This window comes from Mycolicibacterium boenickei (genome assembly GCF_010731295.1).
GTDB lineage: Bacteria > Actinomycetota > Actinomycetes > Mycobacteriales > Mycobacteriaceae > Mycobacterium > Mycobacterium boenickei.
In genome coordinates, this window is sequence record NZ_AP022579.1 from 1,422,866 (window position 1) to 1,435,553 (window position 12,688).

Consider the following 12,688-nt stretch of genomic DNA (forward strand, 5'->3'; position numbering starts at 1 on the left):
TGTTTCCCGAGATTTCAGTCGCATCCATCGGGTTAGGCCGCGTCCCTGCAGTGAGCCAGCAGAACCCCCTCCTGCTCAGGGCTGGGCAACAACCGGAACCGCGACATAACCGCACGCTAGCCGTCGCCACCGACATTTCCGCCCGAGCGCTCCCATTGCCCAGCGACGAGGCCATGCTCCCGGACCGCCGACCACGTTTTCCAACCGGAAGGACAGCATCTTGAGATTCAAAGGCGTACTAGCTGCATTTGCGATAACGGCAGTGGCCGTGTCCGGCTGCGCGGTGGACCACTCCGGGCAAAGCTCCGAGAAGCCCACCATTCGCATTGGCTACCAGTCTTTCCCGAGCGGGGATCTGATCGTCAAGAACAACAAGTGGCTCGAAGAGGCACTGCCCGACTACAACATCAAGTGGACCAAGTTCGACTCGGGTGCCGACGTGAACACCGCGTTCATCGCCAAGGAGCTGGACTTCGGCGCCCTGGGTTCGAGTCCGGTGGCCCGCGGCTTGTCGGCCCCGCTGAACATTCCGTACCAGGTGGCCTTCGTGCTCGACGTCGCCGGTGACAACGAGGCCCTGGTGGCCCGTGACGGCGCCGGGGTCAACTCGATCGCCGACCTGCGCGGCAAGCGTGTCGCCACGCCGTTCGCGTCGACCGCGCATTACAGTCTGCTGGCTGCCTTGGCGCAGAACGGCTTGTCGCCCAGCGATGTTCAGCTGATCGACCTGCAGCCGCAGGCCATCCTGGCGGCCTGGGAGCGCGGCGACATCGCCGCGGCCTACAGCTGGTTGCCCACCCTGGATCAGCTGCGCAAGACCGGCAAGGATCTGATCACCAGCCGGCAGCTGGCCAAGGACGGCAAGCCGACACTGGACCTGGCTGCGGTGTCCGACGACTTCTCCGCCGCTCACCCCGAGGTCGTCGACATCTGGCGCCAGCAGCAGGCCCGTGCGCTGAACGTGATCAAGAACGACCCGCAGGCCGCCGCCAAGGCGATCGCGGCCGAGGTCGGCCTCAGCCCCGAAGATGTTGCGGGACAACTGAAGCAGGGTGTCTACCTGACGCCGGCCGAGGTGGCTTCGCCCGAGTGGCTGGGTACCGACGGCACACCGGGCAACATCGCGGCCAATCTGCAGAGCGCATCGCAGTTCCTGGCTGATCAGAAGCAGATCCCCGAGGCTGCGCCGCTGCAGGTCCTCAAAGACGCCATCTATACGAAGGGGTTGCCGGATGTCATCGCCAAGCAGTGACGCGCCCGGCGGACTGAAGATCAAGAACGTCGCACACCGCTACGGTCGCGGCTCGGATGAGGTGACCGCGCTCGGGCCACTGGATCTGCATGTCGAGCCCGGCTCGTTCCTGGTCTTGGTGGGGGCGTCGGGGTGTGGCAAGAGCACCCTGTTGCGTCTGATCGCCGGGTTCGAAACGCCTTCCGAGGGTGAGGTTCACGTGGCCGGTACGCCGCCGACACCCGGGGTGACCTCGGGCGTGGTGTTCCAGCAGCCGAGGCTGTTCCCGTGGCGCACCGTCGGCGGCAACGTGGACCTGGCACTCAAGTACGCCAAGGTGCCGCGGGAGCGCCGGGCCGAGCGGCGTGAGGAGCTGCTGGAGCGGGTCGGCCTGGAAGGCACGGCCAAACGCAAGATCTGGGAGATCAGTGGCGGGCAGCAGCAGCGTGTGGCGATCGCGCGGGCGCTGGCTGCCGAGACCCCGTTGTTCCTGTTGGACGAGCCGTTCGCGGCGCTGGATGCGCTGACCCGCGAGCGGTTGCAGGAGGATGTCCGGCAGGTGAGTGCGGAGTCCGGTCGCACAACGGTTTTCGTGACGCACAGTGCCGACGAGGCCGCGTTCCTGGGATCGCGGATCGTGGTGCTGACCCGCCGGCCCGGCAAGATCGCCCTCGACCTGCCGGTGGAACTGCCACGCACCGGAGTCGACGCGCACGAACTGCGCCGGTCGCCGGAGTACCTCAAGTTGCGCACGGAGGTCAGTGAGGCCGTGAAACTGGCCGCCGCCTGATTCATGCGACGAAAGTGACGCCACGGTCGTAAACCCTTGCGGGTAACGACCATGGCGTCACTTTCGTCGGAGCGATAGAGCGAACACGCCGCGTCAGGCTGGTCAGACGACCACCACCATCTTCCCGCCTGCTTCGCCGGACTCCATGACCTCATGTGCGTCGCGGATCTGATCGAAGGTGAAGACCCGCGACGGCGCGGCCTGCAACCCGCCGTCGGCGACCTGGCGGGCGATGTCGCCCAACGGCACGTCGGACAGCGGGAACCCAGGTGAGCCGAACACGAAGCTTCCGAAGAACGTCAGATTGACGCCGCTGGCCATCTGCAGCAGTGGGTTGAAGTCGGGGATCGGGTCGAGTCCACCCAACCATCCTGCCAGGCAAGCGGTTCCGCCGCGGCGCAGCATCTCCAGGGAGTCGAGGATCGTGCTGTTGCCGACCAGGTCGAGCACCGCGTCGACCTTTCCGGACTCAGCGAGGTGCCCGCTCAGGTCAGGCACTTCCTTTTCTGCGCGATCGACGCCGAGACTTTCCAGCAATGCGAATCGGTCGATGCTGCGGGTGGTGGCGATGACCCTGGCCCCCGCGTTGACGGCGAGCTTGACCGCGGCCTGGCCGAACGATGATGTGGCGCCGCGGATCACCAGGGTCTGGCCGGACTGCAGGTTGATGTTGCGGAACAGGCAGGTCCACGCCGTGGCGTAGGTTTCGGGCAGAGCGGCCAGCTGGGCCCACGGCAGGTCAGCGTCGATCAGTGCGACGTTCGCGCCGCGCACCCGGGTGTACTCGGCATAGCTCCCGTTGATGGTGCGGCCCAATCCGCCCATGAGTGCGGCGACTTTCGCGCCGATGGGAAATTCGCCGCCGGGACACGAGTCGACGATGCCGACGCATTCGATGCCGCTGACGGGAGCGGCTTCGGCCCATTCGCCGCGCCGCATGTGCATTTCGGCGTGATTGATCCCGAATCCCTTGATCTTGATGACCACTTCGCCTGCCTTGGGCTCAGGCTTGGGAATGTCGGTATAGACGAGGTGATCGAGCCCGCCGAAGCCGTCGAGAACGATGGCGCGCATGGTGCTCATGATTGTTCCTCCAGAATACGGTTTAGCTGCAAGAGGTCTGATGCGATGACGGTGGGTTGGGGCACATCTGGTGCTCGCAGCACGGCATTGCCGGGGCGGGAGATGAGTGCTCCGCTGAAGCCGGCGGCCTGGGCGCCCAGGGTGTCCCACATGTGGGCGGCGACCATCATGCAGTCCGAGGGCTCTAACCCCAGGTAGTCGGCGACGCCGGTATACAGCGACGGTGCCGGCTTGAAGATGCGTTGGTCACCGACCGTGAACTGGTGCTCGAAATACCCCGCCAGTCCGGCGTTGTCCAGCGGTGTTGGTCCATCGCTGTGCGGCGAATTCGTGAGGGTGACAAGGCGATAGCCACTGTCGCGCAGACCCTGCAGCCCCTCGGCGACATCGGCGTGTGCCGGCATCGTTCGCATGCTGTCGGTGAGCGCGTGCAGATCGTCGTCGCCGAGTTCGACTCCGTGGACCTCGGCGGTCATCCGCAGGACTCCTTGCCCAAGGGCGAAGAAATCGGTGTATCGCCCCGACATCGTGATGGCCATGGAGTACATGACGAGCTGGCCGAACCATTCGCGCAGGACCTGTGGGTCGCGGAACATTCGCTCGAAATGTGGCCGCAGGGACTCGATGTCGATGAGGGTCTCGTTGACGTCGAACACCAGCACCGCGGGCCGCATCAGCCGACCCGACGCTGCAGGAAATCGTCGATCAATGCGGCGACCTGGTCGACATGGGTCTCCAGCAGGAAGTGCCCGCCGTCGAGCAGGTGGATCTCGGCGTCGACGGCGTCCTTGGCGAAGGCGCGCGCGCCGTCGGGCCCGAAGATCGGATCTCCCTCGCCCCACACCGCGAGCACGGGCACCGCACTGGTGCGCAGGTATTCGTGCAGCGTGGGGTACAGCGGGGCATTGGTCGCGTAGTCGCGGAACAGCTTGAGCTGCACCAGATCATTGCCCGGCCGGGACACCATCGCCGCGTCGTGCACCCAGGTGTCGGGGTTTACCAGGCTTTCGTCGGAAACCCCGGTCAGGTACTGCCATTTGATGCCGTCGACGCTCAGCGCGGTCCGCACGCCGGCCTCGGTCTCGGGGGTCTGCTCGCGCTGGTAGGCCCAGACACCGTTCCAGAAGCTCTCGACGAAGCCCTCGTCGTAGCCGTTGCCGTTCTGGCTGACGATCGCCGTGACGGCCTCCGGATGCCGCAGTGCCAGGCGCCAGCCGATGGGGGCGCCGTAGTCCTGGACGTAGATCGCGTAGCGGGACACCCCGAGTTGGCTCAGTAGACCGTCTGTGAGGTCGGCCAGCGCGTCGAAGGTGTAGTCGAACTCGGTGACCGATGGTGCGTCGGAGTGGCCGTAGCCCAGGTGGTCGGGGGCGATGACGTGGTAGCGCTCGGCCAGCCGGGGGATGAGGTCGCGGAACATGTACGAGCTCGTCGGGAAGCCGTGCAGCAGCACGATCGCCGGGGCGTCCGGTGCGCCGGCTTCGCGGTAGAACAGCCGCTGCCCGTCGACGGTGGCGTAGCGATGATGAACGGTCATGACTAACTCCTTTAACTAGTTTTACTGGTTAGTGACATCTAACGCCCGGCGGCATAACCTGTCAATAGTTGTTTGGAGGTTAGATATGAGGCTGACGGAGGTGGGGCTGCGGGACGAGGACCTGCTGCTCGATCTGCTCAACACCACGCCGGTGGTCCAAGGAAGGCAGCGCGATGTGCTCGCGGAGCAGCCGCATGCGGATGTCTGGCTGCGTGAGCACGGGGCGACCGAAGCGGAACTGGTAGAGCTGATCGCAGCCCGGAATGCGCTTCAGGCTGTGGTGCGCGGAACCGACACGGCGGTTGCGCTCGACCCGTTTGTCAATGCGGCGGTGCTGCGGGGACGCGCGACGGAGAACGGCTTGAACTGGGAGTTCGATGCGGACGACGCGCGGCGCGGCGCCCTGCGGGCGATTCTGGCGTGGGACGCGCTGCGGGCCGAGGGGGCGGGGCGGCTACGCGCGTGTGCGAACCCGGACTGCCGGCTGTTCCTGATCGATCGGAGCAAGCCGAACACCGCACGCTGGTGTTCGATGGCCGCCTGCGGAAACCGAACAAAGGCGCGCCGGTATCACCAGCGCGCGAGGACTGCGAAGACTGACGAACAGTCCCTGATTACACCGGGGGATAGGCCGGCGGCGGGTAGACGCCACGCAGACCCCAGGCCAGCCACGGAAAGAAGAAGTCGCTCTCGTCGCTGAGGTCGTAGTCAGGATTCGGATCCATGCCCGGAGTCTAGACGCAGTAGGCAAGGCCGGAACAGGGCCGCGCGCGGAATTGCCTACACTCTTCAACCATCTAGTTGATTGATTTCCTGGGCAAGGTCCGGGCGATGCTGATAGTGAGTGTGCTATGTCATCAGACGCAGAGGGCGGCCGGGGCCGCGGCGGTGCGGCCGCCAACGGGACATCCCGCCGAGATGAGCTGCTGACTGTCGCGGCCAAACTGTTCGCCGCCCGCGGCTATCACGGCACCCGGATGGACGACGTCGCCGAAGCCGTCGGCCTGAACAAGGCCACGGTCTATCACTACTACTCGAGCAAGTCGCTGATCCTCTACGACATCTACAAGAGCACCGCGGACTTCACCGTCGAGGCCCTGCACGACGACCCCACCGCGTCGGCCCGGGAAACCATCTACAACTTCACCCGGCGGTTGCTGGTCGGCATCGCGGGCGACCTCGAGCGTGCGGCGGTCTACTTTCAGGAAGGCCCCTACATCGCGGAGTGGTTCACCGAGGAGCAGGTGGCCTACATCCGGCACGCCGAGACTCAGGTCTACGAGCATGTGCGCGACGTGATCGACCGCGGCATCGCCAGCGGCGAGTTCTACGACTGCGATTCGCATGTGCTGGCGCTGGGCTACATCGGGATGACGCTGGGCTCCTACCGCTGGTTGCGCCCGCACGGCCGACGGACCGCCCAGGAGATCGCCGTCGAGTTCAGCACGGCGCTGCTGCGCGGGCTGATCCGCGACGAGACGGTGCGCAACGAATCCCCGCTCGGGGTCGAGGTCGACGAGAAGGCTTAGAACATGACTGATCTGTTCCGACTGGACGGCAAGGTCGCCGTCGTCACCGGCGGCGGCCGCGGTATCGGCCTGATGATGGCCAGGGGCCTGCTGCAAGCCGGGGCATCCGTATACATCTCCAGCCGTAAGGAAGCCGAGCTGGCCGCGGCGGTGGAGGCGCTGTCGCCGCTCGGCCGGATCTCCGCGGTGCCCGCCGACCTGGGCACCGCGGAAGGCGTCGCCGCCCTCACCGCCGCCGTGACCGGCCGCGAGGACGCCCTCCACGCGCTGTTCAACAACGCGGGCGCGGCCTGGGGCGCACCGTACGAGGAGTTCCCCGAATCCGGGTTCGACAAGGTCTACGACGTCAACGTCAAAGGTGTGTTCCTGTTGACCCGGGCGCTCACCCCGTTGCTGAATTCCGCTGCCACCGAGGATGATCCGGCCCGCGTGATCAACACCGGCAGCATCGACGGCATCGTCGCGCCCGGCAAGGGCCGCGACAACTTCTCCTACAGCGCCAGCAAGGCCGCCGTGCACATGCTGACGAAGCACCTCGCCGGTGAACTGGCCCCGAAGATCCTCGTCAACGCGATCGCCCCGGGCCTGTTCGAATCCCGGATGACCAAGGAGATGCTGCGCGCCGGCTCGGAAGAGGTAGGTGCCGTTCTTCCCTTGGGCCGGATCGGCCGGCCCGACGACATCGCCGGCATCTCGGTGTTCCTGGCCAGCCGCGCCAGCGCCTACATCACCGGCGCGGTCATCCCGGTCGACGGCGGCGTCAGCACCATCAGGTGACGGGCAGGGTGAACCAGCCCCAGGCCAGGAACGCGAACACGCCGAGATAGACGATGTCGCCGGCCATGTAGAGCCACTCGCTGCGGCGGAATCTCGTCGTGGCCGCACCGGCCATGAACAGGGCCAGCCCGCAGGCGGCCAGCGGGGTCAGCACCGGTGCGATGCCCACCGCGACGGGTAGCACCAGGCCGATCGCGCCGGCCAGTTTGATGGCCCCGATCGCCTTGAGGTGACCGTCGCCGAAGTCGTCGACCCAATGCTGCGTCTTTCCCATCGACCGGTACCGCTCCCGCGACGTCACGAGCATGGTGGTGCCGCCTGCGGCGTAGGCCGCAGCGGCGATGATGGTGATGATCCAGAGGGTGGTGTGCATTCCTCGCTCCGTTCCGTGGTTACGTCGGGTCCTGCCGACTCGTCACTCTTATGACGGATCCGCGCGAGGAGAGGTAACTGATGAGGCCCGAGGGATCACTGGCGGAGGTATTCGAGCAACAGCGCCCGCGGCTTTTCGCGGTTGCCCACCGCGTCCTGGGTTCCCGGGCGGACGCCGAGGATGCCGTGCAGGAAGCATGGCTGCGACTGTCCCGTCAGGACGCGGGCTCGATCGAGAACGTCGCCGGCTGGCTGACCACGGTGGTGGGCCGCATCTGCATCGACATGTTGCGGTCGCGCACGAGCCGGGCCGAGCTGACGGCCACCGCTGAGCTTCCTGAATTCGTCGTCACCGAGGACGTGGACTCCCCGGAGGATGCCGCCGTGCTCGCGGACTCGGTCGGGCTGGCGATGCTCGTGGTGCTGGGATCGCTGCGCCCAGACGAACGCCTCGCGTTCGTCCTGCACGACATGTTCGCGGTCCCCTTCGCCGATATCGGGCAGATCCTGGACAGGTCCGGCGATGCCGTCAAGATGCTGGCCAGCCGCGCGCGCCGGAAGGTGCAGGACGTGCCGCCGCCCACCGGGAGCCGCCGACGCAGGCAGGAGCAGCGTCAGGTGGTCGACGCGTTCCTGGCCGCCGCGCGTGACGGCGACTTCGATGCCCTGCTCCGGGTGCTGGATCCGGATGTCAGCTGGCAGCGGTACACCGCTACCGGAGTGACCGTCGGGACCGGATCGGACGCCATCGTCGCCGCGGTCCGGCGCGGCCAGGGGACCCGCGTGCTGGCCCGCCGCGTGTCCGTGAACGGTGAGCCCGGGATCCTGGCGTGGGGACCGACCGGTCGTCCGCTCAGCGTGATGGCCTGTGTCGTCGACGGGGGCCGACTGGTGGGGATCGTGTCGATCGTCGATCCCCGCCGGCTGGCCCGGATGTCACTGCCCGAGCCGCCCGCCGGCGATTAACCTGGCCGCATGAAGTCGACCATCCTCTCGCGGCGCGACCTGGACTTCCTGCTCTACGAGTGGTTGGACGTCGAAAAGCTCACGACGCTGGACCGTTTCACCGAGCACTCCCGCGAGACCTTCGACGGCGTGCTGGACCTGTGCGAGCAACTCGCGACCCGTTACTTCGCGCCGCACAACAAGCTCAGCGATGCCAACGAGCCGACGTTTGACGGGCAGACCGTCACGCTGATTCCCGACGTGAAAGAGGCGTGGGACGCGTTCGCGGCCGCCGACCTGATCGCCATGGGGATGGATGCCGAGATCGGCGGCGCGCAACTGCCTGCCACTGTGGCGCAGGCCGCGTTCGCGTGGATCTCCGCGGCGAATGTGTCGACGTCGGGCTATCTGATGCTGACCATCGCCAACGCCAACCTGCTGGCCCGGTTCGGCTCACCCGAGCAGATCGAGACATTCGTCAAACCCATGCTGGCGGGCCGGTTCTCGGGCACCATGGCGCTGTCGGAGACCCAGGCCGGATCGTCGCTGGCCGACATCACCACCCGTGCCGAACCGCAGCCCGACGGCAGCTACCGGCTGTTCGGTTCGAAGATGTGGATCTCGGGCGCCGAGCATGAGATGACCGAGAACATCGTCAACCTGGTACTGGCCAAGATCCCGGGTGGCCCGGCGGGGACCAAGGGCATCTCGTTGTTCATCGTGCCGAAGTTCCTGGCCGACGGCACCCGCAACGGTGTGGCCATCTCCGGGCTGAATCACAAGATGGGGCAACGCGGTATCACCAACACCGTGCTCAACTTCGACGGCGCGGTCGGCTATCTGGTCGGCGAGCCGCACCGCGGCATCGTCTACATGTTCCACATGATGAACGAGGCCCGGCTGGGCGTCGGGATGGGCGCCGTCGCACTGGGCTACACCGGGTACCTCAAGTCGCTGGAGTACGCGCGCGAGCGCCCGCAGGGCCGGCCGCTGGGTGTCAAGGACCCGTCGACCCCGCAGGTGCCGATCATCGAGCATGCTGACGTCAAGCGAATGCTGTTGGCGCAGAAGGCCTATGTCGAAGGTGGGCTGGCGCTGGCGCTCTACTGCGCCAAGTTGGTCGACACCGGGTCCGCTGAGGACACCGCCGTGCTCGACATCCTCACCCCGGTCGCCAAGAGCTGGCCGTCGCAATGGTGCGTCGAGGCCAACAGCCTGGCGATCCAGGTGCACGGCGGCTACGGGTACACCCGCGAGTACGACGTCGAGCAGCATTACCGCGACAACCGGCTCAACCCCATCCACGAGGGCACGCACGGTATCCAGAGCCTGGACCTGTTGGGCCGCAAGGTGACCCAGAATGGTGGCGCCAGCCTCGCGGCGCTGGGGGAGCGGGTTGAAGCGACCCTCTCCGCGGCCTCGGGTGCGGCTCCTGATCTGGCTACTCAGCTCGACGCCGCCTGGCAGCGGCTGGTCGCGATCACCGGCGCGATGTTCGCCTCTGGTGACATCGAGGCCGCGATGGCCAACAGCGCGGTGTACCTCGAAGCGTTCGGGCACATCGTGGTGGCCTGGATCTGGCTGGAGCAGTTGCTCGCCGCGGAAGGATGTACCGGAGACTTCTATGACGGCAAGCGGCAGGCCGCCCGGTACTTCTTCCGTTATGAACTCCCCAAGACCACACCGCAATTGGACCTGCTGGAGAGTCTGGACCGCACCACGCTGGAGATGCGGGACGGCTGGTTCTAGCCGAACTCGATGATCTGGCGGACCGCGCGCCCGTCGGCCAGCTCGTCCATACCGGTGTTGATCTGGTCGAGGGTGATGGTCGAGGACACCAGCTGCTCGACCGGTAGCCGCCCGGCTCGCCAGAGTTCGACGAACCGCGGGATGTCGCGGGCCGGCACCGCCGAGCCCAGGTAGCTGCCGATCAGGGACCGGCCTTCGGCGACGAAACCCAACGGCGACACAGAGATTCGGGCGTCCGGGCGGGGCAGGCCGACGGTGATGGTGCGGCCGCCGGGCCCGGTGAGCGCGATGGAGGTTTCCAGCGCGGCGGGATGGCCTGCGGCTTCGATCACCACGTCGGCCTTGAGGTCGGCGGCCTGCTCAGGGGTGTAGGTCTCGTGCACACCGAGCGCGCGGGCCTTGGCCAGCTTGTCCGGCAGCTGGTCCACGCCAATGACGCGCACGTCGTCGTGGGCCAGTGCGGTCAGGGCCGCCGCCATGCCCACGCCGCCCAGTCCGACCACTGCCACCGTCTGTCCGGGCCGCGGCATGCCGACGTTGAGCACTGCGCCGCCGCCGGTGAGCACGGCGCACCCGAGCAGTGAGGCCACTGTGGCAGGGACGTCAGCGGGGACGGGGACCACCGAGCGACGGTCCACGACGGCGTAGGTGGCGAAGCCGGAGACCCCGAGATGATGGAAGACCGGCCGGCCGTCGCGAGTCAGCCGGATGTCGCCGCTCATCAACGTGCCGGCGCCGTTGGCGGCCGATCCCGGTCCGCACGGTGTCAGTCCGTCGGTCGCACACGCCGGGCATTCCCCGCAGCGCGGGAGGAACGTCATCACCACCCGTTGACCCACCGGCAGATCGGTGTCACCGGCCTCGACGATCCCGGCGGCCTCATGGCCCAGGAGCATCGGAACCGGGCGCACCCGGTTGCCGTCCACCACCGACAGATCGGAGTGGCACAACCCCGCGGCCTCGATGCGCACCAGCAGTTCGCCCGGGCCCGGTTCGGCGAGGTCGAGGTCGCTCACCTGGATCGGCTGGGATGCGGCGTACGGACGGGACAGGCCGATGTGCTCGAGGACGGCTCCGCGGATCAACATGTCACCAGCCTGTCACCTGCTGTCAGACTTCAGCCATGACCAGCCGTGACGAACCCGTGCCGACCAGCTTGGACTTTCCGCTGCACTGGCCGGTGCTGACCCGATGGACGGACAACGACATGTTCGGCCACCTCAACAACGCGGTGTACTACGAGCTGTTCGACACCGCGATCAACGCCTGGATCAACACCAACTGCGACGTCGATCCGGTCAACGCTCCGTGGCTCGGTGTGGTCGCCGAGTCCGGTTGCCGCTACTTCGCCGAGCTGAAGTTCCCCGACCCGTTGGTCGTCGGCCTGGCGGTGGCCCGATTGGGCAACAGCAGTGTCACCTACCGGCTCGGATTGTTCGAGCCGAACGGCCCGGTGGCGGCGGTCGGCCACTGGGTGCATGTTTACGTGGACCGGACCACGCGGCGCCCGGTACCGATTCCCGACGTGATCCGCGATCTGCTGCAGTCGATATGCTCGCCGGATGCCACTCGTGAGCAAGACCGTCGAGGTTGATGCCCCTGCCGAGAAGATCATGGCGATCGTCGGTGATTTCGAGGCCTATCCGCAGTGGAACCCCGAGATCAAGGGCTGCTGGATTCTGGCCCGCTACGACGACGGCCGGCCCAGCCAGTTGCGGCTCGACGTCGAGATCCAGGGTCAGTCCGGTGTCTTCATCAACGCGGTCTACTACCCCGCGGAGAACCAGATATTCACCGTGATGCAGCAGGGTGACCACTTCACCAAGCAGGAGCAGAGGTTCTCGGTCGTGCCGCTCGGGCCGGACAGCACACTGCTTCAGGTTGACCTCGACGTCGAGGTCAAGCTGCCGGTCCCGGCCATGATGGTGAAGAAGTTGGCCGGCGACACGCTCGATCACCTGGCCAACGCCCTCGTCGGTAGGGTGCAGCAGCTCTCCGCCTAGGCCGCGAGATCGGCTGCTGCCGCCCGCAGCTCCAGTACGCGGTTGCGGATGCGGTACTCGGTGGCCCGTGGCATCTCGGCCGGCCGGTACCGGCCGTGCCTGACCCGGTAGACCCGGCCGTGGTTCATCTCCCACCGCAGGGCGTCGGAGATCGCCTTCGACGCACGTCCAGTGGTGGTGAAGCCCTGGTCCTCGAGCGCATCGACCAGATCGGCCACCGATTGCGTGCCGTTTTGCAGCAGCTGCATGGTGAGGACGTAACGGAGGTTGGTGCCGCGCAGCAGGAGTTTGTCCGCCATGGCGTCACGGTGCCAGCAGGGTCTGACAGTCATTCTGGTCGCCGATTTCGGACGGATATCCGATGTGCCCGGCTGCGAGCGACAATCCAGCGACAATCGCCACTTCAGCATCATGGGCCGCGTCAAACCCATTGTCGCTGAGCGTTTTTGCCACTAATGCATCTCCGGCCCCGCCCGCCTCAGCTGTCCAGTGCCCGACTAGCAGCGACTCTGTCGCTGCTAGGTGGGCAACCCGAAAAGCGATACGCATGAGGTTCGCTTGCCTGGAGTGACGCGAGTACTGATCGCATCTGTGACCGGAGATGCCAACGGTGTACCTGAGGCGATTGTCGCTCGATTGTCGCTGACAGCCGGGCAGGGCGGACATCGATTT

General features: G+C 66.5%; 16 protein-coding genes and 1 pseudogene. 9 read left to right on the top strand and 8 right to left on the bottom strand.

From position 1 onward, the window contains the following. The first annotated feature begins 220 nt into the window (after positions 1 to 220). The gene (locus tag G6N57_RS06620) at positions 221 to 1,252 is read left to right on the top strand and encodes a taurine ABC transporter substrate-binding protein (RefSeq protein WP_077739785.1); all 1,032 of its coding nucleotides are present in this window, start codon (positions 221 to 223) and stop codon (positions 1,250 to 1,252) included. Beyond that, positions 1,233 to 2,021, top strand: a complete 789-nt coding sequence (locus tag G6N57_RS06625; RefSeq protein WP_077739786.1) for an ABC transporter ATP-binding protein — start codon at positions 1,233 to 1,235, stop codon at positions 2,019 to 2,021. The genes G6N57_RS06620 and G6N57_RS06625 overlap by 20 nt, the downstream gene beginning before the upstream one ends. A 102-nt stretch (positions 2,022 to 2,123) precedes the next feature. Here G6N57_RS06625 and G6N57_RS06630 read toward each other — a convergent pair whose 3' ends face one another. From G6N57_RS06630 to G6N57_RS06640, 3 genes are read right to left on the bottom strand one after another with little or no spacing between them, the layout of a single operon-like run. Further along, the gene (locus G6N57_RS06630) at positions 2,124 to 3,104 is read right to left on the bottom strand and encodes a zinc-binding alcohol dehydrogenase family protein (RefSeq protein WP_077739787.1); all 981 of its coding nucleotides are present in this window, start codon (positions 3,102 to 3,104) and stop codon (positions 2,124 to 2,126) included. Next, complete coding sequence (locus G6N57_RS06635; protein ID WP_077739788.1) at positions 3,101 to 3,778, bottom strand: haloacid dehalogenase type II; 678 nt, start codon at positions 3,776 to 3,778, stop codon at positions 3,101 to 3,103. Before G6N57_RS06635 ends, G6N57_RS06630 begins: the two co-directional genes overlap by 4 nt. Further along, positions 3,778 to 4,641 (bottom strand): alpha/beta fold hydrolase, encoded by an 864-nt coding sequence (locus tag G6N57_RS06640; RefSeq protein ID WP_077739789.1) that lies wholly within the window; start codon positions 4,639 to 4,641, stop codon positions 3,778 to 3,780. Before G6N57_RS06640 ends, G6N57_RS06635 begins: the two co-directional genes overlap by 1 nt. An 85-nt stretch (positions 4,642 to 4,726) precedes the next feature. On the opposite strand from G6N57_RS06640, the pseudogene G6N57_RS06645 reads away from it, so the two are divergent. Further along, positions 4,727 to 5,161, top strand: a pseudogene (locus G6N57_RS06645) (CGNR zinc finger domain-containing protein); the annotation flags it as partial. 94 nt (positions 5,162 to 5,255) lie between these two features. Here the strand turns inward: G6N57_RS06645 and G6N57_RS31970 are convergent. Further along, complete coding sequence (locus G6N57_RS31970; protein ID WP_003883225.1) at positions 5,256 to 5,366, bottom strand: hypothetical protein; 111 nt, start codon at positions 5,364 to 5,366, stop codon at positions 5,256 to 5,258. Positions 5,367 to 5,492: 126 nt separating this feature from the next. Between G6N57_RS31970 and G6N57_RS06650 the strand changes: the two genes are divergently transcribed. Both G6N57_RS06650 and G6N57_RS06655 read left to right on the top strand, forming a co-directional pair. Further along, on the top strand, positions 5,493 to 6,170 hold the full coding sequence (locus G6N57_RS06650; RefSeq protein WP_065458920.1) for a TetR/AcrR family transcriptional regulator: 678 nt from the start codon (positions 5,493 to 5,495) through the stop codon (positions 6,168 to 6,170). 3 nt (positions 6,171 to 6,173) lie between these two features. Continuing rightward, on the top strand, positions 6,174 to 6,947 hold the full coding sequence (locus tag G6N57_RS06655; RefSeq protein ID WP_077739791.1) for an SDR family oxidoreductase: 774 nt from the start codon (positions 6,174 to 6,176) through the stop codon (positions 6,945 to 6,947). Here G6N57_RS06655 and G6N57_RS06660 read toward each other — a convergent pair. Beyond that, positions 6,940 to 7,320: a DoxX family protein gene (locus G6N57_RS06660; protein ID WP_077739792.1), complete on the bottom strand. Its 381-nt coding sequence runs from the start codon at positions 7,318 to 7,320 to the stop codon at positions 6,940 to 6,942. The genes G6N57_RS06655 and G6N57_RS06660 overlap by 8 nt on opposite strands. Positions 7,321 to 7,400: 80 nt before the next feature. Between G6N57_RS06660 and G6N57_RS06665 the strand changes: the two genes are divergently transcribed. After that, positions 7,401 to 8,285, top strand: a complete 885-nt coding sequence (locus G6N57_RS06665) for a sigma-70 family RNA polymerase sigma factor (RefSeq protein WP_077739793.1) — start codon at positions 7,401 to 7,403, stop codon at positions 8,283 to 8,285. A gap of 9 nt (positions 8,286 to 8,294) precedes the next feature. Further along, complete coding sequence (locus G6N57_RS06670) at positions 8,295 to 10,013, top strand: acyl-CoA dehydrogenase (protein ID WP_077739794.1); 1,719 nt, start codon at positions 8,295 to 8,297, stop codon at positions 10,011 to 10,013. Here the strand turns inward: G6N57_RS06670 and G6N57_RS06675 are convergent. Beyond that, positions 10,010 to 11,101 (bottom strand): alcohol dehydrogenase catalytic domain-containing protein, encoded by a 1,092-nt coding sequence (locus G6N57_RS06675; protein ID WP_077739795.1) that lies wholly within the window; start codon positions 11,099 to 11,101, stop codon positions 10,010 to 10,012. The two genes, G6N57_RS06670 and G6N57_RS06675, sit on opposite strands and share 4 nt — an antisense overlap. Before the next feature lie 35 nt (positions 11,102 to 11,136). On the opposite strand from G6N57_RS06675, the gene G6N57_RS06680 reads away from it, so the two are divergent. Both G6N57_RS06680 and G6N57_RS06685 read left to right on the top strand, forming a co-directional pair. After that, positions 11,137 to 11,607 (top strand): acyl-CoA thioesterase, encoded by a 471-nt coding sequence (locus tag G6N57_RS06680; RefSeq protein WP_077741804.1) that lies wholly within the window; start codon positions 11,137 to 11,139, stop codon positions 11,605 to 11,607. Next, positions 11,576 to 12,016 carry an SRPBCC family protein gene (locus G6N57_RS06685; RefSeq protein WP_077739796.1) on the top strand — a complete coding sequence of 147 codons (441 nt, stop codon included), beginning with the start codon at positions 11,576 to 11,578 and terminating at the stop codon, positions 12,014 to 12,016. The genes G6N57_RS06680 and G6N57_RS06685 overlap by 32 nt, the downstream gene beginning before the upstream one ends. On the opposite strand, the gene G6N57_RS06690 is transcribed toward G6N57_RS06685, so the two are convergent. Both G6N57_RS06690 and G6N57_RS06695 read right to left on the bottom strand, forming a co-directional pair. Next, a complete protein-coding gene (locus G6N57_RS06690) occupies positions 12,013 to 12,315 on the bottom strand; it encodes a hypothetical protein (protein ID WP_077739797.1) in 303 nt (100 codons plus the stop codon). The genes G6N57_RS06685 and G6N57_RS06690 overlap by 4 nt on opposite strands. 4 nt (positions 12,316 to 12,319) lie before the next feature. Then, positions 12,320 to 12,469, bottom strand: a complete 150-nt coding sequence (locus G6N57_RS06695; protein ID WP_162563929.1) for a hypothetical protein — start codon at positions 12,467 to 12,469, stop codon at positions 12,320 to 12,322. Positions 12,470 to 12,688: the final 219 nt, after the last annotated feature.

Coding starts and splice junctions, on each gene's coding strand:
- G6N57_RS06625 (WP_077739786.1), top strand. CDS start 1,233: ATGTCATCGCCAAGCAGTGACGCGCCCGGCGGACTGAAGATCAAGAAC.
- G6N57_RS06630 (WP_077739787.1), bottom strand. CDS start 3,104: ATGAGCACCATGCGCGCCATCGTTCTCGACGGCTTCGGCGGGCTCGAT.
- G6N57_RS06635 (WP_077739788.1), bottom strand. CDS start 3,778: ATGCGGCCCGCGGTGCTGGTGTTCGACGTCAACGAGACCCTCATCGAC.
- G6N57_RS06640 (WP_077739789.1), bottom strand. CDS start 4,641: ATGACCGTTCATCATCGCTACGCCACCGTCGACGGGCAGCGGCTGTTC.
- G6N57_RS31970 (WP_003883225.1), bottom strand. CDS start 5,366: ATGGATCCGAATCCTGACTACGACCTCAGCGACGAGAGCGACTTCTTC.
- G6N57_RS06650 (WP_065458920.1), top strand. CDS start 5,493: ATGTCATCAGACGCAGAGGGCGGCCGGGGCCGCGGCGGTGCGGCCGCC.
- G6N57_RS06655 (WP_077739791.1), top strand. CDS start 6,174: ATGACTGATCTGTTCCGACTGGACGGCAAGGTCGCCGTCGTCACCGGC.
- G6N57_RS06660 (WP_077739792.1), bottom strand. CDS start 7,320: ATGCACACCACCCTCTGGATCATCACCATCATCGCCGCTGCGGCCTAC.
- G6N57_RS06665 (WP_077739793.1), top strand. CDS start 7,401: ATGAGGCCCGAGGGATCACTGGCGGAGGTATTCGAGCAACAGCGCCCG.
- G6N57_RS06670 (WP_077739794.1), top strand. CDS start 8,295: ATGAAGTCGACCATCCTCTCGCGGCGCGACCTGGACTTCCTGCTCTAC.
- G6N57_RS06675 (WP_077739795.1), bottom strand. CDS start 11,101: ATGTTGATCCGCGGAGCCGTCCTCGAGCACATCGGCCTGTCCCGTCCG.
- G6N57_RS06680 (WP_077741804.1), top strand. CDS start 11,137: ATGACCAGCCGTGACGAACCCGTGCCGACCAGCTTGGACTTTCCGCTG.
- G6N57_RS06685 (WP_077739796.1), top strand. CDS start 11,576: ATGCCACTCGTGAGCAAGACCGTCGAGGTTGATGCCCCTGCCGAGAAG.
- G6N57_RS06690 (WP_077739797.1), bottom strand. CDS start 12,315: ATGGCGGACAAACTCCTGCTGCGCGGCACCAACCTCCGTTACGTCCTC.